The organism is Leifsonia sp. NPDC014704, from assembly GCF_043083605.1.
Lineage (GTDB): Bacteria > Actinomycetota > Actinomycetes > Actinomycetales > Microbacteriaceae > Leifsonia.
Genome location: NZ_JBIBYW010000002.1, coordinates 926,943 through 952,488, shown reverse-complemented (window position 1 = coordinate 952,488; position 25,546 = coordinate 926,943). Strand labels below are relative to the sequence as shown.

Here is a 25,546-nt window from a genome sequence, read left to right as displayed (position 1 = left end):
CCGGGTCGCTCAGGCAGCAGGGCCGGGACCGGCGACCGACGAGGTGAGCGGCTCGCCGCTCGCGCGGGTGGCGAAGCAGTAGTACGAGCGCTGGCCGTCCTTCCACTGCTGCTCCGTGGCCGGGAAGGAGCCGACGACCTGGAGGTCCGGGTAGGCGCCCGCGGCTCCGAGGTCGACGATGCCGCCCGCCGTGCAGAGGCCCGGGATCTGCTGCGCGAGCGCGTCCGCGCCGGGGTACGGCGCAGCAGGGTCGGCCGAGAGCAGGTTGGTGTAGACGAGCTGCGCGGTGTGCGGAGAAGCGCAGTCGACGACGGCGAACTCCTCCGCCCACACCGTCGTGAAGGGCTGGATGCACTCGCCGCCGCCCAGCGCATCCCACGGGTGCGTGCCGGGGCCGACGGCGGCGGCCGGCTTGGGCGTCACTGTGGGCACGGGAGTGGGCGTCGGTGTCGGGGTCGTGCTGGGTTTCGCCGAGGTGGACGGGGTGGCGGCCACCGGTGCTGGCTTCGCGGCACCGAGCCACGACGGGATGCGTGTCCCGATCGCGAAGAGGCCGATGAGCACCAGCACGACGGCCAGTGCCCCGCCGACCATGAGGAGGATGCGGTTGTTGCGCGAGTTCCAGAAGTCGCCGCCGCCCGGGCGGGTCGGGACGGCAGTGGTGTCAGCGGTGGATGCTGAGGCGGGGGTACTGGTTGCAGCCGCCCCGCTCTGCCCGGTCGTCGCGGCGGAGGCGGCCGCGGTCGTCGCGCCCGCGGCGACCGGCAGCTCCCGCGCCGGGCCGGTGGCCGGTTCCGCGGCGACGGCCGTCGCGTCGGGCAACTCGACGGGAACGGCCTGCGTGAACGTGAAAGGCGTGGTCGCCGTCAGCTGCGGCCCCTCGACTCCGGCCGCGGCCTCCGGCGCTTCGTCGATCGGCTCGTTCGGGCTCTCGTCGCCGCGCTCGGCGAGCAGGTCGGCGTCGGTCGGGAGTACGGGGCCGGCTTGGGGCTCCTCTGCCGCCTCGCCGAACAGCTCGGCCAGTCCGTCGGACTCCTCTGCCTCGACGTCGTCGGGTGCAGCATCGGCGCCGGCGCCGGCGTCGTCGTCGGCTTCGGGAGTCGCCGACGCGAAAGCGAACGGCTCCGGCTCCGAGGCGCTGGCGATGCTCTCGGCGTCGATCGGGCTGGTGGCGGGCGACGGCAGCCCACCCATCGCCAGTTCGGCCTCCGCGGCCGGGAACGCCGGAGCCGACGGCAGGGATTCGACGGGCTCGTCACGCAACAGGGCTGCGATCTCGGAGGTGTCGAGCTGCTGCGTCGGAGTGTCGACGTCCTCCGGGGCGCTGAACACTGCAGGCGGCTCATACGCCGACGGCGGCGCGGGCGGCGCGGCGAGTTCCGGTTCCTCGTGGGACGCCCGCAGCAGGTCGGCGATTTGTGCAGCGTCCTGCTGGTGCGCCGGCGTCTCGACCGGTGGCTCGAAGAGCGCCGCCGCGTCGATCGGGGGAAGGACCGGCTGGTGCAACGGCGATTGGGCCGCGGGCGAGTCCTCGGCAGGCGGAAGGATCGCGTCGGCGAGAGGCATGGCCGGCGGCTCGGAGGCGGCAGGCGGACGGGTGAACGCGGACGGGTCGATCGGGATGACGCTCGTCGTGTCTCCGATGACCGACCGGCCGAACGGAGCATCGGACTCGGGAGCTCCGAAGCCGAGCAGAGCGGCGAGACCATGGCTCTCCGGCTCGCCCGTCTCGTCCTCGTCGTCAGCGGGGATCTCCGGCGGGTCGAAGATGGTCCGCGGTTTCTCGGGTTCGGGCGCGGGCGTCGGCAGCGCGGGTTCGATCACCCAGGAGCGGACGGCGGCGGGCGGTTCGTCCTCCGGCGATCCGGAGACGGAATCGGTCGAGGACGTCTCGTCCGTCGACGGCTCCTCGGGTGTGGCGAGCGGGGCGAAGATCCCGGCAGAACTCTGAGTCTTCGGCTCTACGAAGGTCGACCGGAAGACGGGCGGCACGAGCGGGGGAGCGGCGTCGGCCCCAGGGACGGGCGGTTCGGCCGCGATGGTCTCGGCCTGCCCGTCGGGCTCGGTCGGCTCGGTCGGCTCGGTTCGCTCGGCCGGCTCGGCCTGCCCGTCGGGCTCGGTCGGCGACGCCCCGCCTCCGATCGGTTCGAAGAGCGCTGTCGTCGTCGGATCGGCCCGCGCCGGCTCCGACTCGCTCGTCGCCGCGGCGAAGGGAGCCGTGCCGGCCTCCGCCGGTCCGAGCGTCTCCTCCTGCTCGACCAGAGGATCCCCTCCGACCCCCGGCGTGAGGTTCCAGTTGAACGCGACCGGGAACTCGGTCGGCTGCTCTTCGACGACCTCGGGCTCTTCGATGGCGCTGCCGAGCAGTTCGTCGAACGGCGACGGCTCGTCCGACGCGGGCACATCGGGTGCTGACGAGGACGATGCGGCAATGGGAGCGGCATCCGCCTCAAACGGAGCTGCGGGCGCGACCGGCGCAGGACCCGCATCCGCGACGGCTGCGGGTTCCGCGTCGCCTGCCGCAGCCTCGGGCGCGGCGGGCGCGACGGGCGCATCGGCGGGACGGTCGACGTGACGACCGCCGGTCAACTGCTGCAGCAGCCAGTCCGCGCTGCCGAACTCGGGCTCCTCCGCCTCCGACTGCTCGGCCGGAACCTCGGGCGCATCCTGTCGTTCGTACGGACGTTCGTCGTCCGCAGCGCCCCGCCCGCGCTCGTCGGACACTATGCCAGCCCCAGGTCCTTCAGGCCGATGGCGGCGTAGTAGGGGTAGCCCGCGGCCTCGATGGCCTCCCGGGCTCCGGTGTCGCGGTCGACGACGACGGCGACGGCGGCGATCTCGGCGCCGACCTTGCGCAGCGCCTCCGCGGCCTTGAGCGGGGAGCCGCCGGTCGTGGAGGTGTCTTCGAGCACGATCACGCGCTTGCCTTCGAGGTCGGGGCCTTCGACCTGCTTGCCGCGGCCGTGGTCCTTCGGCTCCTTACGCACGACGAACGCGTCGTAGGTGAGGCCCTGAGCGGCGCCCTGGTGGAGGATCGCCGCGGCGACGGGGTCGGCGCCCATCGTCATGCCGCCGACGGCGAAGACGTCGGGGATGTCACGGATGAGGTCGATCATGACGCGGCCGATGAGCGGCGCGACGCGGTGGTCGAGGCTGACCTTGCGCAGGTCGACGTAGTAGCTCGCCTTCTTGCCGCTGGTGAGCGTGAAGTCGCCGTGGAACACGGCCTCGGCGGCGATGTAGTCGATGAGCTGCTGTCGTGCGTCGGTCACATCCACGATTCTAGAGGGGAACCCGCCGCGCCTCGGGAGTTCTCCACAGGCGTCCTGGTTCCACCGATGCCTCCGGACTCGGGCGACGTCGGCGGCGGCCGATACGATCGGAGCATGCGCGTCGCGACCTGGAATGTGAACTCGATCCGCACCCGCGTGGGCCGCGTCGTCGACTGGATGGTCCGCGAAGACGTGGATGTGCTCGCCATGCAGGAGATCAAGTGCAAGCCCGAGCAGTTCCCCTACCAGCCGTTCGAGGACGCGGGCTACGAGGTCGTTCTGCACGGCCTGAACCAGTGGAACGGCGTCGCCATCGCCAGCCGCCTGCCGCTGGAGGACGTGACAATCGGCTTCCCCGACATGCCGGGCTTCCTGAAAGACCATGACGGGCCGGACCTGCCGAAGGAGGCCCGCGCGATCGGCGCAACGGTCGAGGGCATCCGGCTCTGGAGCCTGTACGTGCCCAACGGCCGGTCGCTCGCCGACCCGCACTACGTCTACAAGCTCGACTGGCTGGCAGCGCTGGCCGCCGACACCCAGCACTGGCTCGCCGACGACCCGACCCTCCAACTCGCCCTCATGGGCGACTGGAACGTCGCCCCGCTCGACTCCGACGTCGGCGACCCGAGCCTGGTGCCCGGCATCTCGACCCATATCTCACCGCCGGAGCGGACGGCGTTCGCAGCGTTCGAGAAGGCCGGTCTGACCGATGTCGTCCGGCCGATCGTGCCGGACGGCTACACGTACTGGGACTACAAGCAGCTGCGATTCCCGCGCAACGAGGGGCTTCGCATCGACTTCATCCTCGGCTCGCGCGCGTTCGCCGACCGGGTGGTGAATGCGAGCATCCATCGCAACGAGCGGAAGGGCGACGCCCCCAGCGACCACGTGCCCGTGCTGGTCGAACTGGCGCCCGTCGCGGCGGCCGACGATGATGACGACCGACCCATGATCTTCGGCTGACGGAGCACCGATGAGCACGCCGCCGCCACCCGGCTACTCCGCATACCCGGTTCAGCCGGGCTTCCCGCCGCCCGCGCCTGCGCGCCGGCCGGTGGTCGTCTGGGATCTGGTGACCTCGATCATCCTGCTGGTGTTCGCGGTCGTCGTCGCCGCCATCCTCACGTTCGCCGCGTTCTTCCTCGCGTTCGCGAGCGACCCCTGTGGGGCGTCGACGGTGTGCGACACCGATCGCATGGGCATCGGCTTCGTCATCGCGCTGTTCGGACCGGGCGTGGTCACCCTGATCACCGTGATCGTCGCGGTCGTGCTGCTCATCGTCCGGCGCATCGCCTTCTGGGTCCCGATCGTCGGCATCCTGCTCGCCGTGGGCGTGTGGGTCGGCGGTGCGGCGCTCGTCATCTCCGGCGTGCCGGGAGCGTCCCTCTAGTCGCGTTCCTCCACCGCATCCGAACCGGCCGCGCCAACTTTCGTTACGAAGCGTTGCGCCGGGCCAGCGGGCGCGTGGCTCGCGTCGGTAGCGTCAGAGCACCATGACCGCCTCGTCCTCCGCCTACCCCGTCGAGTTCGACGGCGTCGCGCGTTCGTTCCCGGCGCCGAACCGGCGCTCCCGGAAGCGCACCCAGGGCGATCGTGAGCGCGAGGCGTCCGCTCCGACCACGCGTACGGTGCTTCGGGATGTGTCCCTCGGGATCCGCGCGGGCGAAGTCGTCGCGATCCTCGGCCCGAGTGGATGCGGCAAGTCGACCCTGCTGCGCATCGCCGGCGGACTCGACGCGCCCACCGGCGGAGCCGCCCTGATCGACGGATCCACGGTCGCAGGGTTCGACGCCCGCTGCGCCGTCGGGTTCCAGGAGCCGCGGCTGCTGCCCTGGCGGTCACTCGCCGACAACGTCGCGCTCGGCCTGCCCCGCGGCCTCGACCGCGACGCCGGGCGGCAGCGGGTCGCCCAGCTTCTCGACCTCGTCGGACTGACGGGCTCCGCGACCCTCCGACCTCGGGAGGTGTCCGGTGGCATGGCGCAGCGCGCGTCGCTCGCCCGTGCTCTGGCCCGCAACCCCGGCGTCCTCCTGCTCGACGAGCCGTTCGGCGCTCTGGACGCGCTCACCCGTCTGAAGATGCAGGACCTGCTTCTCGACATCCATGCTGCGGCGCCCGCCACCATCCTGCTGGTCACCCACGACGTCGACGAGGCCCTGCAGCTCGCCGACCGCGTCGTCCTGCTCGGCGCAGAGGACGGTCAGCCCGGCTCCACGATCCGCAGCGTCACGACCGTGCCCGGCACCCGACCGCGCGACCGCGGCTCCGCCGAGCTCGCCCAGTTGCGGGCCGAGCTGCTCGACGGCCTCGGCATCGACCGTCACGGCCGCGCCCGCGACGAGCAACGGGTGACCGTCCCCGTCTTCCCGTACTGAACCGCACCCGCCATCGCATCACCACAGCTGCACCACCCGCTCCCCCACACCCCCGAGAGAGGCATCATGCGCCGCAGACCCACCATCCTGACCGCTGCCGCCGGCATCGTCGCGGCCGCCAGCCTGCTGCTGACCGGCTGCGTCGCCGGAGAGGGCGCCGCCTCCGGCGCCACCAACTCCGCCGGAGTGACGAAGGGCGGCACGCTCAACATCGACTTCGCGACCTACAACCCGCTCAGCCTCGTCATCAAGAAGGAGGGCTGGCTCGAGAAGGCACTGAAGAAGCAGGACATCACGGTCAACTGGGTGCAGTCCGCCGGCTCCAACAAGGCGAACGAGGCCCTCCGCTCCGGCGCCATCGACGTCGGCTCGACCGCCGGCTCGGCGGCGCTGCTGGCCCGCTCGAACGGCTCGCAGATCAAGACCATCGACATCTTCTCGCAGCCCGAGTGGTCGGCCATCGTCGTGGGCCCGAACTCGACCATCACGTCGGTGAAGGACCTCAAGGGCAAGCAGGTCGCGGCCACGAAGGGAACCGACCCGTACTTCTTCCTGCTGCAGGCGCTCGAGGCGAACGGTCTTTCCGCGAAGGACGTCACCATCCAGAACCTCCAGCACGCCGACGGCTGGGCCGCCCTGCAGAACGGCTCGGTCGACGCGTGGAGCGGCCTCGACCCGATCATGGCCAACGCCGAGAAGTCGGGCGCGAAGCTCATCTACCGCAACGTGAAGTTCAACACCTACGGCTTCCTCAACGCCACGGAGTCGTTCCTCGACTCCAAGCCGGATGTCGCCCAGACCGTCGTGAACACCTACGAATACGCCCGAGCCTGGGCCGAGAAGCACCCGGACGAGACGGCCACGATCCTGTCCGACGTCGCCGGCATCGACCCGGCCGTCGCCACCACGGTGATCACCGAGCGCACCAACCTGGACGTCTCGAACATCCCCGGCAAGGCGCAGCTGGCCGTGCTGAAGAAGGTCGGCCCGATCTTCGTCGAGTCGGGCGACGTGAAGTCCCAGACCGACATCGACAAGGCACTCGACTCGCTGCTCGACCCGACCTTCGCGAAGAAGGCCGACCCGAGCGCCATCGGAGGCTGACGCATCCCATGACCGTCCAGAGCGCACCGGAGGTCGTCACGACGGCGGCCGTCCGCACGTCCCCGCTGTCGCGCCGCGGGGTGAGGATCGCCGCGGGATTCATCATCCCCGTCGTGCTGCTCGCCATGTGGCAGCTGGCGTCGACCTCCGGTGCGTTCACGTCGTCGCAGCTGCCCTCGCCGGCGATGGTGTGGGAGGCCGCGGTCGACCTCGCGCAGCGCGGGTTGCTGGGGCAGTACGTGGCGATCTCGACCCAGCGCGTGCTGATCGGCTTCGCGTTCGGGGCGGGTCTCGGGCTGCTGCTCGGGGCTCTGGTGGGTCTGTCGCGCTGGTCGGATGTGCTGTTCAGCCCGACGCTCGCCGCCATCCGGGCGGTTCCGTCGCTCGCCTGGGTTCCCCTGCTGATCCTGTGGTTCAAGATCGGCGAGGACTCGAAGATCATCCTGATCGCGATCGGCGCGTTCTTCCCGGTCTACACGACCGTGGCCGCCGCGCTGAACCACGTGGACCGGCACCTGGTGGAGGCGGGACGCGCGTTCGGGCTGAACGGCGTCCGGCTGCTGACGACCGTCCAGCTCCCTGCCGTGCTGCCGTCGGTGATCTCCGGTCTCCGGCTCGCGATGGCGCAGGCGTGGCTGTTCCTCGTCGCCGCTGAGCTGATCGCGTCGTCGATGGGGCTCGGCTTCCTGCTCATCGACTCGCAGAACAACGGCCGCACCGACCGGCTCTTCCTGGCGATCATCCTGCTGGCGATCCTGGGCATCATCACCGACTCGCTGCTCGGCCTGTTCGAGCGGTGGACGGCGCGCCGCTGGGGCTGAGCGCCGCCCCGCTGAGTGCTGCCTCCCGGGGCGGCGTGCCGCATCCGCTCGTCAGCTGTCGCTGATGCCCTCCGTCACCTGCACCGGGCTCTCGAAGTCACGGTCGGGCAGGCCCTCGAGCGCGTCGATGACCTCCTTCGGCGCTCCCTGGCCCTGCGCCCTGCCGACGAGGTCGGCTCTGCTCGCGGGGTAGTCGACCCCGCTCAGGTACTTCTGCACGTCGATCTGGATGGGCCGATCGGCCATGTCCGTCTCCTTCCGCTCGTGAGTGAACGAGTCCACGCGTACCCCGATCTCGCCGGGTCGCAAGACCTTGCAGCGCGCTTCCCGTCGCACGATCCACCTGTGAAGTCCAGGGTCTATACCCATCCGGTGCCGGGCCTACCGTCGGCCCAGAACCCAGAAGAAAGCGAAAGGAGCCGTAATGGCTGCAGTTACTCAGTCCATCGACGTGAACGTGCCGGTCTCGACGGCGTACAACCAGTGGACCCAGTTCGAGTCCTTCCCGCACTTCCTCGACGAGGTCGAGGAGATCCGCCAGGTCGACGACACCACCAACCACTGGCGGGTGAAGATCGGCGGTGCGGAGCGCCAGTTCGACACGGTCATCACCGAGCAGCTTCCGGACGAGCGCGTGGCGTGGAAGTCCGTCGCCGGCGACACCGAGCACGCGGGCGTCGTCACATTCCACCGTCTCTCCGACACCGAGACGAAGGTGACGGTGCAGCTGGAGTGGGCGCCGTCCGACGCCCTCGAGAAGATCGGGTCGGTGTTCGGCCTCGACGACCACGCCGTCAAGAAGGACCTCGAGAACTTCAAGAAGTTCATCGAGTCGCAGGGCACCGAGACGGGCGCCTGGCGCGGCGAGGTGGACCGCGGCGAGACGGTCTGATCCGTCCGCTCCTCCCCCCGGAGCGACGAGAACGGCGCCGGTGCGATCTGCACCGGCGCCGTTCTCTCTGTCTGCGTCCTAGAGGATGGGGCGCCCGCCGGTGACGGCGATCCGCGCACCCGAGATGTACGAGCCGTCGTCGGATGCGAGCAGCACATAGACCGGCGCCAGCTCGGCCGGCTGCCCCGCCCGCCCCAGCGGGGTATCGCTCCCGAACTGGCTCACCTTCTCCTCCGGCATGGTCGAGGGGATGAGCGGCGTCCAGATCGGACCGGGTGCGACGCTGTTGGCCCGGATGCCTTTGTCCCCGAGCAGCTGTGCGAGCGACGCCGTCATGTTCGCGATGGCCGCCTTCGTCGCCGCGTACGGAAGCAGTGTCGGGGAGGGCATGTCGGAGTTCACCGACGACGACCCGATGATGCTCGCGCCCGGCTTCATGTGCGGCACGGACGCCTTCGCCAGGTGGAAGAAGGCGGAGATGTTCGTCGCGATGGTGTGGTCCCACTCCTCGTCGGGGATCTCCTCCAGCGACTCGCGGGTCATCTGGTAGGCGGCGTTGCTGACGAGCACGTCGATGCCGCCGAGCTCCTCCACCGTCTTCGCCACGATGTCGCGGCAGTGCTGCGGGTCGGAGACATCGCCGCGGAGCAGGAGCGCCTTCCGCCCCGCCTCCCGCACCCACTTGGCGGTGTCCTCCGCGTCGTCGTCCTCGTTCAGATACGAGATGGCGACGTCGGCGCCCTCGCGGGCGTAGGCGATCGCGACCGCCTTGCCGATGCCGCTGTCCGCGCCGGTGATGAGAGCGACCTTGCCGGTCAGTTTGCCGCTGCCACGGTAGCTCTCCTCGCCGTGGTCCGGGCGGGGCTCCATCGCGTCGGTGGTTCCGGGCGGCTGCTGCTGCTGTTCAGGGAAAGACATCCATCGACCTCCATTCGTGTACCTTCACGCAACACCCGCCCGCTGCCTTCGTCAGGGGCTTGGGCGGCCCGGGATGTGCGCGTACCGTCCCTCGAATGAACGCGACACCGGACGCCCCCGACGAGCACCAGAGCGACGCCGACCAGACCGCGAAGGACCGCTCCTACAGCCCAGCGAGCGAGCGCGAGACCGAGGTCAAGCAGGAGGAGTCGGACGGCGCAGCCGTGCGCCCGGGCACCGGCGGACCCGACGACGTGGGAGACATCCCCGTGCCGCCGGAGGACGACCTCGACCCGGCGGCCATCATCGAGCGCGGCGACCCGGGTCATCGCGCCGGCGACGCCTGATCCCGACCGCGATCAGGCGCCGCTAACGCCTCAGCGCGTCGAGTCGACCTTCTCGTGGGTCGTCCGGCGTCGCGCGACCGCGGAGTAGATCCGCTCGACCACCCACAGCAGGATGCCGATGCCGAGCAGGCCGAGCGCGATCGTGTACTGGCCGACCGGGCGACCGGAGGTCCACGGGAACACCAGGTACAGACAGGTGATCGCGCCGATGATCGGCAGCACCGTCGGCGACCGGAAGTGCTTGTGGTCCACCGGCTGCTTGCGGAGCACCAGCACGGCCACGTTGACGACCGCGAACACCGCGAGGAGCAGCAGGGATGTCGTGCCTCCGAGCAGCGCGACGATCGAGCCCTTCGGGTCGAGCGAGACGTAGATGATCAGGGCCACGGCGAGCGCGGTGGTGAACAGGATGGCCGTCCACGGCGTGCGGCGCGTGTGCGACACCTTCGCCAGGAACGGCGGAAGCACGTTCTGCCGGCTCATGCCGTAGAGCAGACGGCTCGCCATCATCATGTTGATGAGGGCGGTGTTGGCCACCGCGAACATCGAGATGAACGGCAGCAGGTCGTTGATTGGGAAGCCGGGGGCCGCAGCCTCGACGGCCAGCACCAGCGGGGTCTCGCTGCCGGCCAGCTCGCCGATGGGGACCAGCGCGACGACCGTGATCGAGACCAGCACGTAGATGACCGCGGCGATGCCCAGACCGCTCAGCATCATCTTCGGGAAGATCCGGCTCGGGTCCTTGGTCTCCTCTGCCATGTTGACCGAGTCCTCGAAGCCGACCATCGCGAAGAACGCGAGCGAGGTCGCCGTGCTCACCGCCAGCAGCACGCCCTTGTCCTCCGGCGTCTCGAACGCCACCACCTGCGACCAGTCCGCGTTGCCGCCGCCGATCGCCCAGAGGCCGATGAAGATCACCAGCAGCAGACCGGAGAGCTCGACGAGGGTCAGCACCACGTTCAGCCACACGCTCTCGGAGACACCGCGCAGGTTCACCAGCATGATGAGCACGATGAAGGCGAGGGCGATGAGCAGCGTCGTGACGTTGTCGTCGGGGATGCCGAAGCCGACCGTGAGGTTCACCGCGAACGCGCGCGATGCCGTCGACGCCGACGTGATGCCGGAGGTCATGACGATGAAGCACACGATGAACGTGAAGAAGTGGATGCCGAACGCCTTGTGCGTGTACAGCGCGGCGCCCGCGGCCTGCGGGTACTTCGTGACGAGCTCCAGGTAGGAGAAAGCGGTCACGGTCGCCACGGCGAACGCCAGCAGGAACGGCAGCCACGCGGCGCCGCCGACCTCCGCCGCGACCTGCCCGGTCAGGGCGTACACGCCCGTCCCGAGGATGTCGCCGACGATGAACAGGAGCAGCAGCCCCGGCCCGAGGGCCCGTTTCAGCTCCGGCTGCTCCGGCTCGACGGTCTTGACCACCTGGGTCCACGACGGATCGCTCACGATCGGCTCCCTTCGACGTTCGCTCGGGGAGCCACTGTATGTGAGTTCGTACAGAAAAGGGAGTCCCGGCGTCCGCTATTGCCGCCCGGTGAACCCCTCCATGGAGTCGTAGACACCGAAGACGCGGCCTGCGACGGCATCCCACGCACGCGTCGGCAGCACCCCGCGGAGGGTCCGCGCCAGCCCGACCGTCCACGGCAGCATGAGCATCGGGCGACCCGCGAGCATCGCCCGCCACACGCGGTCGACGACGTACCCCGGGCTCATCACCGGGGTCAGGAGCGGCCCGCGGGCGCCTTCGAACATCCCCGTGTCGATGTAGCTCGGCGCGACCGTCGTGACCTTCACGTGGCCGAAGCCCTGCTGCTGCAGTTCGAGGCGGACGCTGTCGCTCCAGCCGATCACCGCCCACTTGCTCGCGGCGTAGACGCTCATGCGCGGGTTGGAGATCGTGCCGGCGGCCGACGCGATGTTCACGATGCGGGCCTCGCGGGGGCTCTGCTGCATCCCGGGCAGGAACTCCCGCGTGACGTACATCGGGGCGAGAGCGTTGACCTGCATGGTCGGGCGGGTGTCGTCGCCGTTGTCGTGCTCCCAGAAGTACTTGCCGCGCACGATGCCGGCGTTGTTGATGAGGATGTCGATGCCGCCGAGCTCCTTGCGGACCGCCTGGGCGCTCTGCGCGATCGCCCCGAGCTCCGCGAGGTCGACGACGTAAGGCAGCACGCTGGTGGATGCCTTCCCGGCTGCCGAGCTCGGTGACCGTGGCGGCGCTCCCCAGGCCGCTGCTGTGCGCCCGGCGAGCACCTCGCGCCGCAGCCGATGCGTCAACTCGCTGAGCGCTGCCTCGTCGCGGTCCCAGAGCACGACCGCTCGTGCGCCCTCGAGCACGGCGCGCTCGGCGTACAGCCTCCCCATGCCCGACGCCGCCCCGGTGATGAGCACACGCGCCCCGCGAACCGTTCTCGCCATCCCCCCATCATCGCAGCGTCCGCCCCGCGCGTCTGCTCCCGCCTCCGCCCCACCGTCGAGTCCGCAGACTTTGCACGCCCGCGCGGCGTTCAGTGTGCAAGATGTGCGGACTCGACGGTGGGCGGAGGGAGGATCGGCGGGCGTAGGGTGCGGGGCGTGAGCGTGGTGTACACGGTGGGGCACTCGAACCGGGCGTTCGCGGAGGTGCTCGGGATGCTGCGCGAGAACGACGTGACGATGCTGGTGGACATCCGCCACTTCCCGTCGTCTCGCCGCCTCCCCCAGTGGAACCAGGACGCGATCGTCGAGGCGCTCCCGCCCGGCATCGGCTACCGCTGGCTGGAGAAGCTGGGCGGACGGCGTCACACACCGGCCGGGACGGAGAGCCCGAACGGGTACTGGCAGGTCGCGGCGTTCCGCGCGTATGCGGACTACATGGCCACCGCCGAGTTCGCGGAGGGGATGGACGAGCTGCTCGCGCTGGCCCAGGAGTTCCGGCCGGCGATCATGTGCAGTGAGGCCGTGCCCTGGCGGTGCCATCGGCGCCTCGTCACCGACGCCCTGATCACCGCGGGCGTCGAGGTGTTCGACATCCTCTCCAAGCGGTCGGTGCGTCCGGCCGTCCTCAACCCGCACGCCCACGTCGTCGACGGTCATCTCGTCTACCCGGCGGCCGACTAGCGATTCGCTGCGCATCCCCAGCAATCGGCGCAGTTTTCCGCCGGAATAGACAACAAAACGCTCGCGATCCCCGGATAGGCTCTAAACGTCCACACCACTGCCGCGTGCGAGCGGCCGACCAACGACGGGAGGTTCGTCATGTCTCAATTCGTCCAGCACTTCACCGCAGACGCCATTGTCGGGGAGCCCGAGGTCGTCGAGGACGGCCGCCCGGTCCGCGAGGTCGCGAACGATCCCGCCTGGCTGCGCCTCAAAGACGCCGCCGTCGCGCTGCAGGCACTTCAGGTGAAGGACGGATCGGTCGAGCAGGAGTCCGACCGCCCGGCAGCCGCCGAGCACGTCCGCACCATCGTCGACTCGATCGCCGCACTCGCACCGGCGTTCCCGCACGACGCGTCCTACCTGGCTGCGCTGCAGCGCGACTTCACGCGCTGGGCCGACGAGGGCTTCGGCGTCCCCGACTTCCTCGACTCGCTGAACGAGTTCCAGCCGCAGCAGCACCGCGTGGATGGGCTCGGCCACCTGGTCGTGTTCCCCATGTACACGCAGAACGGCAGTTCCGACCGCCACGTCGAGGCGCTGCTGGTCGAGGTGATCTGGCCGGAGTTCGTGGCGGAGCTGGAGGCCGGCGACTACGGCAACAAGCTGTTCGTCGCCCTGCGGTTCGTCGACTTCACGCCCGGCTACGACACCAACTCGGCTGTGCTGTTCCCCGAGACCGTGGCCATGCGCGAGATCCCGGCGTTCACCTGGGGCGCGATCTTCCAGGACCGCGAGGCGGCACGCTACCGCCGCGTGGTCCGCGCCGCCGCGGAGATCACGAAGCTGGAGCTGCCGGACGACGCGGCCGCGATGCTGGACGACCAGCACCTCACGGAGGAGACCTTCGTGATGTGGGACATCATCCACGACCGCAGCCACATGCGCGGCGACCTGCCGTTCGACCCGTTCATGATCAAGCAGCGGATGCCGTTCTTCCTGTACTCGCTTGAGGAGCTGCGGTGCGACCTGACCGCGTTCCGCGAGTCGGTGAAGCTCGAGCGCGAGCTCAGCGCTCTGCCCGACGCCGAGCTCTCGGAGGCGCAGCGCGCCATCCGCGACCACGCGCACCTGGTGCAGTACGCGGTGATCTTCGACCGCATCTTCCGGTTCGCGATCACCGGCAGCCGCGTGCGCAACTACGACGGGCTCGGCGGCCAGCTGCTGTTCGCGTGGATGCACCAGCACGACGTCCTGCACTGGACGGACACCCAGCTCACCATCGACTGGGAGAACGTTCCGGACGTGGTCATCGCGCTGAGCGACCGGATCAACGAGCTGTACTGGCGTTCCATCGACCGGCCGAAGGTGGCGCACTGGCTGGCCGCCTACGAGATGCTGACCGAGACCCTCACCCCGCACCCCGCCTCCAACTGGGCTCGCGGACTGTCGGACGAGGTCCTGGCCGGGCCGCCGAAGGGCTACACCGACCAGGTGCTGGACGACGAGTTCCCGCTCTCGATGTTCTACGAGGCGCTGAACAAGAAGATGGCGACCGTCATCGAGTCGACGGCCGGCATCACCGGGACCACGGACGCGGCATGACGGACGCCCTCTCGGCGGACCAGGCGGCCCGGCCCTCTTCGGAGGCCGGGCCGCTCGGCGCGGACTCCGCCCGCGGCCGCCTGGTGCTGATCGCCGGCGCCACCAGCGCGTCGGGCGAGGCGGTCGCCCGTGCGCTGGTCGCGGCCGGCGCGACCGTCCTGGCGGTCGGAACCCGGCAGGAGGCGCTGGATGCGCTGGCCGCCGCCGTCCCGGGCGTCGAGACGCGACCGTGCGATCTCGCCGACCGGGATGCGGTGGCCGAGCTGGCCATGCGCGTCCACCTCAAGTTCGGGCACATCGACGGCCTCATCCACCTCGTGGGCGGCTGGCGCGGCGGCGGCGGGATCGCGGGCCAGAGCGACGAGGACTGGGAGTTCCTGGAGCGAGGCTTCCGCACCCTCCGCAACACCACCCGCATCTTCTTCGACGACCTCGCCGCCTCGCCCGCCGGACGGCTGGCGATCGTCTCGTCGACCGCGGTCGAGAAGCCGTACCCGGGCGGTGCGAACTACGCTGCGGCGAAGGCGGCGGCGGACGCCTGGGTCCGAGCGATCGCGCAGGGCTTCGCCAAGCAGGCGCCCCAGTCGGCGGCGACCGTCTTCGTCGTGAAGACCCTGGAGGGCCTCGAGCCGCAGCTCGGAGACGAGGTCGTGCGCCTGTGGGAGCAGGAGGCGGCGGCGGTCAACGGCCGACGCATCCCCCTCGAGCCTGGAAGGATGGAGTCGTGACGCTTCAACTCCACGACCTCACCCTCCGCGGCTTCGCCTCCGACAACTACGCGGGCGTGCACCCCGAGATCCTCGACGCCATCGCGGCCGCGAACAACGGCCACCAGATCGCCTACGGCGAGGACGTCTACACGGCCCGCCTGCACGAAGTGTTCGCCGAGCACTTCGGCGAGGGCGTCGAGGTGTATCCGGTGTTCAACGGAACCGGGGCGAACGTCGTCGGCCTGCAGTCGATGCTGCCGCGCTGGGGCGCCGTCGTGTGCGCGAAGACGGCGCACATCAACACCGACGAGGGCGGTGCCCCCGAGAAGGTGGCCGGCATCAAGCTGCTCCCGATCGAGACGCCGGACGGCAAGCTGACCCCGGAGCTCATCGACCGCGAGGCGTGGGGCTGGGGAGACGAGCACCGTGCCCAGCCGCTGGTCGTGTCCATCACGCAGACGACCGAGCTGGGTACCGCGTACACGGTGGAGGAGGTCCGGGCGATCGCCGACCACGTCCACGCGCTCGGCATGAAGCTGCACATGGACGGCTCCCGCATCGCGAACGCGGCGGCCACCCTGGGCGTGCCGCTGCGGGCGTTCACGACCGACGCCGGAGTGGATGTGCTCAGCTTCGGCGGGACGAAGAACGGCATGCTGTACGGCGAGGCCGTCGTCGTGCTCAACCCGCAGGCGTCGGAGGGGATGGTCTACCTCCGCAAGCTGAACATGCAGCTGGCGTCGAAGATGCGGTTCATCTCGGCGCAGCTCATCGCACTGCTCACCGACGACCTGTACCTGCGGTCTGCCTCGCACGCCAACGCGATGGCGACCCGGTTGCGCACGGCACTGGAGGCGGGCATCGACGACGGCAGCATCCGGGGCGTCGGCTTCAGCCAGAAGACCGAGGCGAACGGCGTCTTCGCGACCCTGCCGGCCGGGGTCGCCGACCGGCTGCGGGAGCATTTCCGGTTCTACGACTGGGATGCGGCGAACAACGAGGTGCGGTGGATGTGCTCCTTCGACACCACAGAACAGGACATCGACGCCTTCGTGGCTGCTCTGACGCAGGAACTCGCGGCCTGACGCAGACCTGCCCCTCGCACTGGGGACAGACCGGGGTACAAATATGTCCTCCATTCGACCTACACAACGAGGACTTTTCCTGTAGTCTCGAAGAGCGGCGGAGGAACCCGAATATCCATCCGGCGTAACCCCGAAACGTATGCCGGGCCGTGAGAAGAAACCCTAGTCTTCCCGCAGCCCGGCATCGTGGTTTAACGGCAGAGGCACAGCACCTCGCGAGCACACGCTCCGTCAGGCGTCGCCCATCATCAGTCCCTCGATGGTGTGCTTCTGCGTGATCGGCGTGAGATCATCCACGACCGGGCACACCAGGTGACGCCGCACCCGCTCCGGCAGCGACTCGTAGAAGCCGTGCGTGACGGCCATGTCGTGGTGCTCAGCGTTCCCAGCGCCGGGCGCGTCGACGCCGAGCACGAGCACGGGACGCGACCTGTCGGACGTGTTCTGCGTGCCGCGGTGCAGGGTGAGCGCCGAGCGAGCGGAGATGTCGCCGCGCTGCGGATACTTGCGCACCGCCCGCTCCAGGAAGCGCGGGTAGAGCTCCGACGACGGGAACATGTCGTGCTCGAAGCCCACCGGCAGGTCCCACTGGGTGCCGGGAGCGATCTCGAACGGACCCATGTCCTCCGCGGTGTCGACGGCGGTCAGGTTGAAGGCGAGCGAGGTCAGGCGCCCGGTGCGGATGGTCTCCTCCGGCATCGGGAAGTCGCGGTGCCACGGCTGGTCCTTTGCGCCGGGGCCCGGCACGTCGAAGCCGAGTTCCACGATCTGGTAGTCGGGGCCGAGCACGGCCTCGCAGACGCCGCGCACCCAGGGGTGGTCGACCAGCTCGAGCCACCCGCGCATCTGCTCCGGGTGGATCTCCACGTAGTAGCGCTTGGTGCCGCGACCCACCGCGCCGCCCGGGCGGCCGAGGGCCTCGTCGAAGGCGACCTCGATGTCCTCGCGCAGGCGGTCGGCCCACTCGGTCGAGAATGCGGCCTTCTTCCCGATGATGCCGTCGGTGTAGATCGTCTCCACGGCTTGCTGTAACTCGGGCTCGAGGCCGGAGGTGTCGGGAAGGGTGGGGGTGACGTGCGGAACCGCGTCGTCCATGGTCGTCGTTCCTCTCAGGTGGTGATCGGCGCGGGCTGTCCGCTCCGCGCGTGCTGTTCGATGCGCAGGGCGCCCAGGTGCAGCTGACGCGCCGTCGCATCCGCGTTCCAGGAGTGGAACGCGATCACGTCGGTGCCGTCCGGCGCGACGGTGAGCGAGTTGTGGCCGGGACCCCGCAGGTCGCCCCCGCTCTTCAGGAGCGGCGGCTGGTCGACGTGGCTCCATGGGCCGAGTGGATGGTCGGCGGCGGCGACGCCCACGGCGTACCCGGGCCCCGTCCACGCACCGCCGGAGTACGTCAGCCAGTAGCGGCCGTCGCGATGCACCACCGCGGGCCCCTCGAGCGTGTGCCAGTCGAAGCGGCGACCGTGGATGAGACGGTCGCGCTCGTACAGCTGCCAGTCGGCGTTGGGCGCGAGCACCGGAAGGGGCGGTCCGGCCAGGGCCGTCATCCCCTCGTCGAGCGGGGCGACGGCGAGGTGGGTTCCCGGGCGCTCGTGGTCGAGCACGTCGTGCGCGAAGTAGAGGTACCAGCGGCCGTCGGCGTCCTGGAACGGGTGCGCGTCGATCGCGAAGAGCTCGTCGGGGGTCAGGTCGACGCCGACGTCTCGGAAGGGGCCGACAGGAGAGTCCGAACGTGCCACGCGCAGGTGGTGGCCCTCGATGCCGCGGCCGACCGAGTAGTACATCCAGTAGGCGTCATGCGCGTGGGCCACCTCGGGCGCCCAGTAGTCCGCGCCGAGGGCGTCGTCGACGCGCTCCAGCACGGCCCCGGCACTCTCCCACTGCGCCAGGTCGGGCGAGCGCAGCGCCTCGAAGACGCGGTCCCCGTCGGCGTCCGGGTGGGTGCCGTACGCCACGTAGCCGCCGTCGGGGAGGCGCAGCACGAACGGGTCCGCGAAGTATCCCTCCCACACCGGACCCCAGTGCCGGGCCACGCGAAGGATGTCACCGGTCACGGCGCGAGCTCCGGCAGTCCGCCCTTCCACGTCACCGGGACGGCGTGCATGCCGCGGTAGGCGAACGCCTCGTCCCACGAGTGGAACAGCATCCAGTCCTTGCCCTGGAAGGTCACGAGGTCCTCGCCGCCGGGGCCGAGGTAGCGCCCCTTCGAGCCGGGGGTCGAGAGCAGCGGCTCCTTCTCCTTGGTGTACGGGCCGAGCAGACTCTTCGCCGTGGCGACGCCGGTCACGTAGGACGAGTCGGCGTAGTTGTTGGCCGAGTAGAGCAGCACGTACTCGCCGTCGTGCCGCACGATCACCGGCGCTTCGACGAGCTGGCCTTCCCACGACTCGGTCTGCTTGATCAGCCGGGTCGGCTCCCCGGTCAGCGAGGCGCCGTCGGCCGAGAGCGGCTGGGCCGAGATCCACGTGTCGTAGCCGCAGCAGTTGCCGTCGTTCTTCCACACCAGGTAGCGCTGGCCGTTCTCGTCGGCGGTGACGCTGGCGTCGATCGCACCGCCTTCGTCCTCCGGGCAGACGAGTGGCTTGTCCGCCGTCGAGGTGAATGGCCCCTCCGGACGGTCGGCGAACGCGACGCCGATGCACTGGAACTTGCTGGCGGCGTCCGATGCTGTGAAGTACAGGGCGAACCGCCCGTCGCCGAGCTGAGCCGGGCCGGGGGCCCAGGTCTTTCCCTTGATCGCCCACGACGGCAACTGCGGCATCGCATCCTCGTCGCTCAGCGTCCACGTCTTCATGTCGTCAGATGTGGCGACCTGGACGTTCACGGCCGCGGTGTTCGTGGCGTAGGCGTACACCCGGTCGCCGACGACGAGCGCGCCGGGATCAGGGAAGTCGCTGTCGATCTGGAAGGGTGCGACCTCGGTCGACGGCGACGCACTGGGCTCGGAGCCGGCCGAGCATCCCACCAGCGACGCCGCCAGAGCGATGATCGTCGCGGCGACGGCGGCCGGGCGGCGCATCCTCACCCCTTGACCCCGCTGGTGGCGACGCTCTCGACGATCTGCTTCTGCGCGAAGAAGAACAGGATGAGCACCGGCACCGACGCGATCACGGCACCCGCCATCACGATGGCGTAGTGCGTGGAGTACGCGCCCTGCAGCTGCGACAGACCGGGCTGCAGCGTCAGGTTCTCCGGGCTGAGCAGCACGTACACCGGCCACAGGAAGTCGTTCCAGTTGGCGAGGAAGCTCAGCACCGCGAGCGTCGCGAGCGCCGGGCGTGCGAGCGGCAGCACGATCTGCAGGAAGATCCGGATGTCACCCGCTCCGTCGATCCGCGCCGCCTCCTCGATCTCCGCCGGAAGTCCCACGAAGAACTGCCGGAGGAAGAACACGCCGAACGCGCTGGCCGCACCCGGGATGGTGATCGCCCACAGCGTGTCGAGCCACCCGAGGTTCTGCACGATCAGGTAGTTCGGGATGAGGAAGATGACCGGCGGGACGAGCAGGGTGGAGATGATCAGGCCGAAGACGATGCGCTTGCCCCAGAACTCGAGGCGCGCGAGGGCGTAGGCGGCCATGCTCGCCGTGATCAGGATGAGCACGGTCTGCAGCGCGGCGGCCGCGAGGCTGTTCAGGAACCAGCGGAACACCGGCTGCTGACCGCTGGCCAGCGTCGTGTAGGCCTCGGTCGAGAACGGGTTCGGGATCGCCGAGTACGGGTTGCGGATGGCGTCGCCGTCGGTCTTGAACGAGGTCAGCAGGATCCACGCCAGCGGGAGGATGACCACCAGCGCCAGGACGATCAGCACGGCGTAGAGCAGGGTCTTGCGGGCCGCCGCTTGCGGTGTCTGCTTGCGCCGGGCGCGGATGACCCGCGGGGTCTCCGTCTTCTCGGGGGCCGTCGTCGTCATGAGGCGCTCTTCTCTGCCCGCTCCCGCTGGAGGCGGAAGTTGATGATGCTGATGATCGCGAGGAAGGCGAACAGCACGTAGCTCATCGCCGCCGCAGCCGCGAGGTTGTTCTGCGACAGGCCCTGGTCGGCGATGTACATGATCGCCGTGCGGGTCGTATTGCCCGGACCGCCCTTCGTGATGAGGAACGACTGACCGAACATGTTCGCGCTCGCGAGGATGGTGATGGTGATGACGAAGGTCATGACCTGGCGGAGGCCGGGCAGCGTCACGCTGATGAACTGGCGCCAGGCGCCTGCGCCGTCCAGTGCGGCTGCTTCGTAGAGATCGGGGCTGATGCCCTTCAGACCGGCGAGGATGATGACGGTGTTGAAGCCCATGGTCCACCACACGGTGACGCCCGCCAGCGTGACCCACACCCACGGCACGTCGACCGTCCAGGGCAGGTTGTCGGGCAGGCCGATCATCCCCAGCAGGTGGTTGATGATGCCGGACTGGGTGTCGAGGAGGTACTTCCAGATGACACTGATGACGGCGACGCCGAGCACGTAGGGGGCGAAGAAGACGCCGCGGAAGAACGAGCCGGCGCGGATCCTCTGGTTGAGCAGCACCGCGATCAGCAGCGGGATGAGCAACAGGAACGGGACGCTGGCGAGCGTGAAGATGCCGGTCGCGGCCATCGACTGCCAGAAGTCACCCGACGTCGCGCTGCCGGCGGTGAACAGGTCGATGTAGTTCTGGAGTCCGATGAACTTCTGGGTGGCCCGGAACGGGCTCCAGTTCGTGAGACTGATCCACAGGCCGAACACCGCGGGCGCCAGGACGAACACGATGAACAGGATGAGGAACGGCGCCAGGAAGAGGTAGGCGACGCCGGTGCGCCGGGGGGCGCCGGGCCGCTTGCCGGCCTTCCTGCCGGAGCGGGACGGGCGTGGCGCCCCGGTCTCCCGGGGCGCCACGATCGAAGCGGTGTCAGTCACCGTACTTCTCTTTGTTCTGCTTCAGCAGGGTGTCCGCCTTGGCGGCCGCGTCGTCCAGAGCCTGCTTCGGATCCTTCTTGCCGGTGATGGCCTCGTTCACCGCGACGGTGATCGTCGCCTCCACCGTGGTGATGCCCGGTGCGATGGGCTCGTAGTGCGCGTAGGGCAGCTCGTCGAGGAACGGCTTCAAGTTGGGGTAGGTCTGCACCAGCTTCGGGTCGTCGCGAACCGAGTTCTTGGCGGGCAGCTCACCGGTCTTCGGCCAGTCCGCCGAGTTGTCGTTCATCCACTTGACGAACGTCGCAGCGGCGGCGGTCTTGTTCTTGTCCTGACCCTTGTTGTTCATGAACATCCAGTGGGTCGAGCTCGACCAGACGGCCTTCTCGTCGCCGATCTGCGGCACGGCGACCGCCTGCCACTTCAGCTTGTCGAACGCGGTGTTGGTCGTCTGCCAGACGCCGTTCCAGTTGAAGGCGGTCTTGCCGGCGATGAGGGCGTTGATGTTGCCGTCCTGGGCCACGTCGGCCGGGCTGTAGCCCTTCTTGATCAGGTCGGTCATCCAGGTGAGCGCCTTGACGCCCGCCTCCGAGTTGAAGGTCGCCTTCGAGACATCCTTGTTGAAGAGGTCTCCGCCGTACTGCCAGAGGAGGCTCTCGAACTCGAAGGTTCCGGTGAAGACGTAACCGTCCACCCACTCACCCTGGACGCCCGCGGCCTTCAGCTTCTCGAGCGCCGCCAGGTACGAGTCCTTGTCCTGCGGAATGGTGTTCGGGTCGACTCCGGCCGACTGGAGCACGTCCTTGTTGACGTACAGGCCGAGCGGCGTGATGCTCCACGGCACGGCGTACTGGCTGCCGTTGTACTTGCCGGCGTCGAGCAGCCCCTCCGGGAAGTCGCTCGCCTTGTAGCCGAGGGACTTCACGATGCTGTCCGCCTTGAGCACGAGGCCCTGGGCCGCATAGGTGGCGATGTCGTCGCCGTGGCCGACCGCGACATCCGGGCCCTTGCCGGCCTTCACGGCCAGGGGCATCTTGCGGGCGATGTCCGCCCACTCCATCGGAACATCCTTGACAACGATGTTCTTGTGCTCGGAGTTGAACTTCTCGATCAGCTTCGGCACGAGCACGGGAGCGGCACCGCCGGTCCAGCCGTTCCAGAAGCTGATGTTGACCTTCGGTCCGGTGTAGTCGGCGGAGGAGACGTCTCCGCCACCTCCGGAGCTGCTGCTTCCGCAGGCCGTCAGCGCGAGCCCGAGGCCCGCGGTGACCGCCACTGCGATCGCACGTGCGGCGAATCGCTTTTTCATGTGATCTCTCCCTTGAGTGAGCCTCTCACGCTGCCCTTCCATCGGGCCGGCGGCGTGATCGGTGGTGCTGGAGCCGGATACACTCGGCATGCTTGGCGAATTTACAGCGCTGAACACAGCGTGTCAACCTCACAATGTCTGCATTGGGCGGCTCCCTGTAGAGTGACCCCGCAGGCACGCGATCGATGACGCGGAAGGAGGCGCCATGGCCGTCAGGCTTCAGGATGTGGCGGAGCACGCGGGCGTGTCCATGAAGACCGTCTCGAACGTGGTCCGCAACTACGCGCACGTCAGCCCGGCGATGCGGGAGCGCGTACAGCGCGCGATCGACGAGCTCGGCTACCGCCCCAACATCATGGGCCGGCGGCTCGCGACCGGTCGCACCGGCCTGCTCGCCCTGGCCTTCGCCGACGTGACGTTGCCCTACTTCGCCGAACTGGCGCGCGTCGTCGCCGACGAGGCCGAGCGCCGCGGATACCGCGTGCTGCTGGAGCAGACCGAGGGGACCATCGAGGGGGAGCGCGCTGTCGTCTCCGCCGGTGAGTCGGGACTGGTGGACGGCATGATCTTCCAGCCGAGCGTCATGAACTCCGCCGAGCTGGCGCAGTCGCGCACCGACATCCCGCTCGTGGTGCTCGGCGAGAACGCCGCTCCGCTCACCGTCGACCGCATCATGATCGACAACGTGGAGGCCGCCCGTACGGCGACGGAGCACCTGCTGTCGCTCGGGCGGAAGCGCATCGCGTTCGCCGGGCATGAGAGCGTCCGGCCGACGCGCACGTCGAAGCTCCGCATCGCCGGATATCAGCAGGCGCTCGAGGATGCGGGCATCACTCCGGAACCGGAGTTGCTCATCTCGAGCATCGCCGTCTCTGCGGGCAACGCCGTGCGCGCCGTCGGCTCCGCACTCGACGCCGGCCTGCGCTTCGACGGCCTGGTCTGCCGCGACGACCTCGCCGCCATCGGCGCCCTGCGCGCCCTGCAGGAGCGCGGCATCCACGTGCCCGACGACGTCGCGGTGACGGGATGGGACAACACGCCGATGACGGCGGTCACCTACCCGTCGATCACCTCGGTCGCGCCGGACATGCGCGGTCTCGCATCCCGCGCGGTGGAGATGCTGCTGGAGCGCGTCGGCGGCTTCGACGGCATGGGCCGCCACGAGCTCGCGCCCTTCTCGCTGGTCACCCGCGAGAGCGCACCGACCCTCCCCTGACCCGCGGATTTTCCGACTTTACAGCGCTGCACGAATCGTGCATGCTAATGGGATGCTCACCGAGGAACGCCGCACGGATGCGGCCACCGCCCAGGACGGCCGCTACCCGCGGCCGCAGCTCGTCCGGGCCGACTGGCTCGACCTCTCCGGTCCGTGGACCTTCGCGTTCGACGACGACGACCGCGGGTTGGGCGAGCACTGGGAGTCGTCCCGGTCGCTGGGCGGCGTCATCCAGGTTCCCTTCCCGTTCGAGTCGGATGCGTCGGGCGTCGGCGACACGGGCTTCCACCCGGTCGTCTGGTACCAGCGCACCGTCCTGCGCGACGAGGTGCCGGCGGGCGAGCGCCTGCTGCTGAACTTCGGCGCGGTCGACCACGCCTGCGAGGTCTGGATCGACGGCCGATCGGCCGGACGGCACGAAGGCGGCTCGACCCCGTTCTCCCTCGACATCACCGACCTCGTCGGCGACGGCGACTTCTCGGTCACCGTGCGGGCGCAGGACGACCCGGCCGACGTCGCGCAGCCGCGCGGCAAGCAGGACTGGCGGCACCACCCGCACTCGATCTGGTACCACCGCACCACCGGGATCTGGCAGCCGGTCTGGCTGGAGGCGGCCGCCGCACTCCGCGTCGAGCAGCTGCACTGGGTGACCGACGTGCCCGCGGGCGAGGTCACGGCGCAGCTCCGCCTGAGCCGGTCGGCACCGGCAGGCACGACCGCACGGATCACGGTACAGCTGGGCGGCGAACCGCTCGCGAGCGTCGAGACCGCGATCGCCGGACGCGAGGTGGAGATCCCGTTCCGCATCCACCGCCAGACCAACGGGCAGGCGTACGAGGAACTGCTGTGGTCGCCCGCGCACCCGACGCTGCTGGATGCGACGGTGACGTTGCAGGGCCCCGAGGGTGCGGGCGATGTCGTCGCGTCCTACTTCGGGCTGCGGTCTACCGCGGTCGAGGGCGGCCGGTTCCTGCTGAACGACCGACCCCTCTATCTGCGTTCCGTGCTGAACCAGGGCTACTGGCCCGAGTCGCATTCGGCGGCGCCGAGCGCGGACGCCCTGCGCGCCGAGGCCCAGCTCATCCTCGACCTCGGCTTCAACGCCACGCGCCTGCACCAGAAGTACGAAGACCCCCGCTTTTTGTTCTGGGCCGACAAGCTGGGCCTGCTCGTCTGGGGCGAGGCGCCGGCGGCGTACGCGTTCAGCCCGGAGGCCGTGCGACGCAGCATCGCCGAATGGTCGGCGATCCTCGACCGCGACCGGTCGCATCCCTCGATCGTCACCTGGGTTCCGCTCAACGAGAGCTGGGGCGTGCAGCACGTCGCCCACGACCCGCGGATGGTGTCGTACGCGAAGGCGCTCGTGCACCTCACCAAGACGGTCGACCCGAGCCGGCCGGTCATCTCCAACGACGGCTGGGAGCACGCGGCGTCCGACATCCTGTCCATCCACGACTACGACCACGACCCGGAGCGGGTGCGCGAGCGCTACGCGACGCGCGAGGGGATTCTCGGGGCGCCGTTCACGCTCCCGGGCCGCCGACTGGTGGTCGACGTCGAGCAGCGGCTCGACGCCCCCATCATGCTGACGGAGTTCGGCGGCATCTCGTTCACCGAGAACGGGCCGGAGGATGCCTGGGGCTATTCGACGGCGACCAGCACCGCGGACCTCGTGGAGCGCCTGCGGGCCCTCGTCGGCGCCGTGCGCTCGTCCGCTCCTCTCGCAGGCTATTGCTACACGCAGCTGGCCGACACCGGTCAGGAGACGAACGGGCTGGTCTTCGAGGACCGCCGCCCCAAGGCCCCGATCGAGCAGCTGCGGGCGATCTTCGGCGCGTGATCGCCCCTGGTGCCGTGGAGCCGGGGAAGAGCAGAATGACGCCGACGCCGTAACCGTCTCTCTCCTCGAGGAG

The 25,546-nt window shown here is 69.5% G+C and carries 25 protein-coding genes; 13 read left to right on the top strand and 12 right to left on the bottom strand.

Going from position 1 to position 25,546, the window contains the following annotated elements; genetic code table 11:
- Window positions 1-9: 9 nt before the first annotated feature.
- Window positions 10-2,724, bottom strand: a complete 2,715-nt coding sequence (locus ACF1AJ_RS16065) for a hypothetical protein (RefSeq protein ID WP_391508253.1) — start codon at window positions 2,722-2,724, stop codon at window positions 10-12.
- Window positions 2,724-3,272 carry an orotate phosphoribosyltransferase gene (pyrE, locus tag ACF1AJ_RS16060; RefSeq protein ID WP_391508252.1) on the bottom strand — a complete coding sequence of 183 codons (549 nt, stop codon included), beginning with the start codon at window positions 3,270-3,272 and terminating at the stop codon, window positions 2,724-2,726. The genes ACF1AJ_RS16065 and pyrE overlap by 1 nt, the downstream gene beginning before the upstream one ends.
- Before the next feature lie 114 nt (window positions 3,273-3,386).
- Here pyrE and ACF1AJ_RS16055 point away from each other — a divergent pair, with 114 nt between their 5' ends.
- The 5 genes from ACF1AJ_RS16055 (at window position 3,387) to ACF1AJ_RS16035 (ending at window position 7,572) form a co-directional block, all read left to right on the top strand.
- A complete protein-coding gene (locus tag ACF1AJ_RS16055; protein ID WP_391508251.1) occupies window positions 3,387-4,235 on the top strand; it encodes an exodeoxyribonuclease III in 849 nt (282 codons plus the stop codon).
- Window positions 4,236-4,245: 10 nt separating this feature from the next.
- Entirely contained in the window at window positions 4,246-4,662 is a 417-nt protein-coding gene (locus tag ACF1AJ_RS16050; protein WP_309854517.1) for a hypothetical protein, read from the top strand.
- Between the two features lie 103 nt (window positions 4,663-4,765).
- A complete protein-coding gene (locus tag ACF1AJ_RS16045; RefSeq protein WP_391508250.1) occupies window positions 4,766-5,647 on the top strand; it encodes an ABC transporter ATP-binding protein in 882 nt (293 codons plus the stop codon).
- 66 nt (window positions 5,648-5,713) lie between these two features.
- Window positions 5,714-6,751, top strand: coding sequence for an aliphatic sulfonate ABC transporter substrate-binding protein (locus ACF1AJ_RS16040; protein ID WP_391508249.1), 1,038 nt, complete (start codon window positions 5,714-5,716; stop codon window positions 6,749-6,751).
- Window positions 6,752-6,759: 8 nt separating this feature from the next.
- Window positions 6,760-7,572 carry an ABC transporter permease gene (locus ACF1AJ_RS16035; protein ID WP_391508248.1) on the top strand — a complete coding sequence of 271 codons (813 nt, stop codon included), beginning with the start codon at window positions 6,760-6,762 and terminating at the stop codon, window positions 7,570-7,572.
- A 51-nt stretch (window positions 7,573-7,623) separates the two neighbouring features.
- On the opposite strand, the gene ACF1AJ_RS16030 is transcribed toward ACF1AJ_RS16035, so the two are convergent.
- Complete coding sequence (locus tag ACF1AJ_RS16030; RefSeq protein ID WP_391508247.1) at window positions 7,624-7,818, bottom strand: DUF2795 domain-containing protein; 195 nt, start codon at window positions 7,816-7,818, stop codon at window positions 7,624-7,626.
- Between the two features lie 178 nt (window positions 7,819-7,996).
- Here ACF1AJ_RS16030 and ACF1AJ_RS16025 point away from each other — a divergent pair, with 178 nt between their 5' ends.
- On the top strand, window positions 7,997-8,464 hold the full coding sequence (locus tag ACF1AJ_RS16025) for an SRPBCC family protein (protein ID WP_309854532.1): 468 nt from the start codon (window positions 7,997-7,999) through the stop codon (window positions 8,462-8,464).
- A 78-nt stretch (window positions 8,465-8,542) separates the two neighbouring features.
- On the opposite strand, the gene ACF1AJ_RS16020 is transcribed toward ACF1AJ_RS16025, so the two are convergent.
- Entirely contained in the window at window positions 8,543-9,382 is an 840-nt protein-coding gene (locus tag ACF1AJ_RS16020; RefSeq protein WP_391508246.1) for an SDR family oxidoreductase, read from the bottom strand.
- A 95-nt stretch (window positions 9,383-9,477) separates the two neighbouring features.
- Here ACF1AJ_RS16020 and ACF1AJ_RS16015 point away from each other — a divergent pair, with 95 nt between their 5' ends.
- Window positions 9,478-9,729: a hypothetical protein gene (locus tag ACF1AJ_RS16015; protein ID WP_391508245.1), complete on the top strand. Its 252-nt coding sequence runs from the start codon at window positions 9,478-9,480 to the stop codon at window positions 9,727-9,729.
- Between the two features lie 30 nt (window positions 9,730-9,759).
- Here ACF1AJ_RS16015 and ACF1AJ_RS16010 read toward each other — a convergent pair whose 3' ends face one another.
- Both ACF1AJ_RS16010 and ACF1AJ_RS16005 read right to left on the bottom strand, forming a co-directional pair.
- Window positions 9,760-11,187: an APC family permease gene (locus ACF1AJ_RS16010; RefSeq protein ID WP_391508244.1), complete on the bottom strand. Its 1,428-nt coding sequence runs from the start codon at window positions 11,185-11,187 to the stop codon at window positions 9,760-9,762.
- A 75-nt stretch (window positions 11,188-11,262) separates the two neighbouring features.
- Window positions 11,263-12,159 carry an SDR family NAD(P)-dependent oxidoreductase gene (locus ACF1AJ_RS16005; protein ID WP_391508243.1) on the bottom strand — a complete coding sequence of 299 codons (897 nt, stop codon included), beginning with the start codon at window positions 12,157-12,159 and terminating at the stop codon, window positions 11,263-11,265.
- A gap of 156 nt (window positions 12,160-12,315) precedes the next feature.
- Between ACF1AJ_RS16005 and ACF1AJ_RS16000 the strand changes: the two genes are divergently transcribed.
- From ACF1AJ_RS16000 to ACF1AJ_RS15985, 4 genes are all read left to right on the top strand, one after another.
- Window positions 12,316-12,840: a DUF488 family protein gene (locus ACF1AJ_RS16000; RefSeq protein ID WP_391508242.1), complete on the top strand. Its 525-nt coding sequence runs from the start codon at window positions 12,316-12,318 to the stop codon at window positions 12,838-12,840.
- Between the two features lie 138 nt (window positions 12,841-12,978).
- Window positions 12,979-14,424: a DUF6421 family protein gene (locus tag ACF1AJ_RS15995; protein ID WP_391508241.1), complete on the top strand. Its 1,446-nt coding sequence runs from the start codon at window positions 12,979-12,981 to the stop codon at window positions 14,422-14,424.
- Entirely contained in the window at window positions 14,421-15,152 is a 732-nt protein-coding gene (locus ACF1AJ_RS15990) for an SDR family oxidoreductase (RefSeq protein ID WP_391508240.1), read from the top strand. Before ACF1AJ_RS15995 ends, ACF1AJ_RS15990 begins: the two co-directional genes overlap by 4 nt.
- Complete coding sequence (locus ACF1AJ_RS15985) at window positions 15,149-16,219, top strand: threonine aldolase family protein (RefSeq protein WP_391508239.1); 1,071 nt, start codon at window positions 15,149-15,151, stop codon at window positions 16,217-16,219. The genes ACF1AJ_RS15990 and ACF1AJ_RS15985 overlap by 4 nt, the downstream gene beginning before the upstream one ends.
- A gap of 231 nt (window positions 16,220-16,450) precedes the next feature.
- Here ACF1AJ_RS15985 and ACF1AJ_RS15980 read toward each other — a convergent pair whose 3' ends face one another.
- From ACF1AJ_RS15980 to ACF1AJ_RS15955, 6 genes are read right to left on the bottom strand one after another with little or no spacing between them, the layout of a single operon-like run.
- On the bottom strand, window positions 16,451-17,314 hold the full coding sequence (locus tag ACF1AJ_RS15980) for a phytanoyl-CoA dioxygenase family protein (protein ID WP_391508238.1): 864 nt from the start codon (window positions 17,312-17,314) through the stop codon (window positions 16,451-16,453).
- A 14-nt stretch (window positions 17,315-17,328) separates the two neighbouring features.
- On the bottom strand, window positions 17,329-18,273 hold the full coding sequence (locus ACF1AJ_RS15975) for a glycoside hydrolase family 43 protein (RefSeq protein WP_391508237.1): 945 nt from the start codon (window positions 18,271-18,273) through the stop codon (window positions 17,329-17,331).
- Complete coding sequence (locus ACF1AJ_RS15970; RefSeq protein ID WP_391508236.1) at window positions 18,270-19,238, bottom strand: glycoside hydrolase family 43 protein; 969 nt, start codon at window positions 19,236-19,238, stop codon at window positions 18,270-18,272. The genes ACF1AJ_RS15975 and ACF1AJ_RS15970 overlap by 4 nt, the downstream gene beginning before the upstream one ends.
- Window positions 19,239-19,240: 2 nt before the next feature.
- Window positions 19,241-20,131, bottom strand: a complete 891-nt coding sequence (locus ACF1AJ_RS15965) for a carbohydrate ABC transporter permease (protein ID WP_391508235.1) — start codon at window positions 20,129-20,131, stop codon at window positions 19,241-19,243.
- Window positions 20,128-21,111: a carbohydrate ABC transporter permease gene (locus tag ACF1AJ_RS15960; protein WP_391508234.1), complete on the bottom strand. Its 984-nt coding sequence runs from the start codon at window positions 21,109-21,111 to the stop codon at window positions 20,128-20,130. Before ACF1AJ_RS15960 ends, ACF1AJ_RS15965 begins: the two co-directional genes overlap by 4 nt.
- Window positions 21,104-22,417, bottom strand: a complete 1,314-nt coding sequence (locus tag ACF1AJ_RS15955; protein ID WP_391508233.1) for an ABC transporter substrate-binding protein — start codon at window positions 22,415-22,417, stop codon at window positions 21,104-21,106. Before ACF1AJ_RS15955 ends, ACF1AJ_RS15960 begins: the two co-directional genes overlap by 8 nt.
- A 205-nt stretch (window positions 22,418-22,622) precedes the next feature.
- Here ACF1AJ_RS15955 and ACF1AJ_RS15950 point away from each other — a divergent pair, with 205 nt between their 5' ends.
- Both ACF1AJ_RS15950 and ACF1AJ_RS15945 read left to right on the top strand, forming a co-directional pair.
- The gene (locus tag ACF1AJ_RS15950; protein WP_391508232.1) at window positions 22,623-23,633 is read left to right on the top strand and encodes a LacI family DNA-binding transcriptional regulator; all 1,011 of its coding nucleotides are present in this window, start codon (window positions 22,623-22,625) and stop codon (window positions 23,631-23,633) included.
- Window positions 23,634-23,685: 52 nt separating this feature from the next.
- On the top strand, window positions 23,686-25,473 hold the full coding sequence (locus tag ACF1AJ_RS15945; RefSeq protein WP_391508231.1) for a glycoside hydrolase family 2 protein: 1,788 nt from the start codon (window positions 23,686-23,688) through the stop codon (window positions 25,471-25,473).
- The last annotated feature ends 73 nt before the right edge of the window (window positions 25,474-25,546 follow it).

Excerpts from the sequence above, each read along its gene's own strand:
- ACF1AJ_RS16040 (WP_391508249.1), top strand. The coding sequence starts at position 5,714 with ATGCGCCGCAGACCCACCATCCTGACCGCTGCCGCCGGCATCGTCGCG.
- ACF1AJ_RS16055 (WP_391508251.1), top strand. The coding sequence starts at position 3,387 with ATGCGCGTCGCGACCTGGAATGTGAACTCGATCCGCACCCGCGTGGGC.
- ACF1AJ_RS15970 (WP_391508236.1), bottom strand. The coding sequence starts at position 19,238 with ATGCGCCGCCCGGCCGCCGTCGCCGCGACGATCATCGCTCTGGCGGCG.
- ACF1AJ_RS16015 (WP_391508245.1), top strand. The coding sequence starts at position 9,478 with ATGAACGCGACACCGGACGCCCCCGACGAGCACCAGAGCGACGCCGAC.
- ACF1AJ_RS16035 (WP_391508248.1), top strand. The coding sequence starts at position 6,760 with ATGACCGTCCAGAGCGCACCGGAGGTCGTCACGACGGCGGCCGTCCGC.
- ACF1AJ_RS16025 (WP_309854532.1), top strand. The coding sequence starts at position 7,997 with ATGGCTGCAGTTACTCAGTCCATCGACGTGAACGTGCCGGTCTCGACG.
- ACF1AJ_RS15995 (WP_391508241.1), top strand. The coding sequence starts at position 12,979 with ATGTCTCAATTCGTCCAGCACTTCACCGCAGACGCCATTGTCGGGGAG.
- ACF1AJ_RS16045 (WP_391508250.1), top strand. The coding sequence starts at position 4,766 with ATGACCGCCTCGTCCTCCGCCTACCCCGTCGAGTTCGACGGCGTCGCG.
- ACF1AJ_RS15980 (WP_391508238.1), bottom strand. The coding sequence starts at position 17,314 with ATGGACGACGCGGTTCCGCACGTCACCCCCACCCTTCCCGACACCTCC.
- ACF1AJ_RS16020 (WP_391508246.1), bottom strand. The coding sequence starts at position 9,382 with ATGTCTTTCCCTGAACAGCAGCAGCAGCCGCCCGGAACCACCGACGCG.
- ACF1AJ_RS15990 (WP_391508240.1), top strand. The coding sequence starts at position 14,421 with ATGACGGACGCCCTCTCGGCGGACCAGGCGGCCCGGCCCTCTTCGGAG.
- ACF1AJ_RS15945 (WP_391508231.1), top strand. The coding sequence starts at position 23,686 with ATGCTCACCGAGGAACGCCGCACGGATGCGGCCACCGCCCAGGACGGC.
- ACF1AJ_RS16030 (WP_391508247.1), bottom strand. The coding sequence starts at position 7,818 with ATGGCCGATCGGCCCATCCAGATCGACGTGCAGAAGTACCTGAGCGGG.
- ACF1AJ_RS15955 (WP_391508233.1), bottom strand. The coding sequence starts at position 22,417 with ATGAAAAAGCGATTCGCCGCACGTGCGATCGCAGTGGCGGTCACCGCG.
- ACF1AJ_RS15965 (WP_391508235.1), bottom strand. The coding sequence starts at position 20,131 with ATGACGACGACGGCCCCCGAGAAGACGGAGACCCCGCGGGTCATCCGC.
- ACF1AJ_RS16005 (WP_391508243.1), bottom strand. The coding sequence starts at position 12,159 with ATGGCGAGAACGGTTCGCGGGGCGCGTGTGCTCATCACCGGGGCGGCG.
- ACF1AJ_RS16050 (WP_309854517.1), top strand. The coding sequence starts at position 4,246 with ATGAGCACGCCGCCGCCACCCGGCTACTCCGCATACCCGGTTCAGCCG.
- ACF1AJ_RS15950 (WP_391508232.1), top strand. The coding sequence starts at position 22,623 with ATGGCCGTCAGGCTTCAGGATGTGGCGGAGCACGCGGGCGTGTCCATG.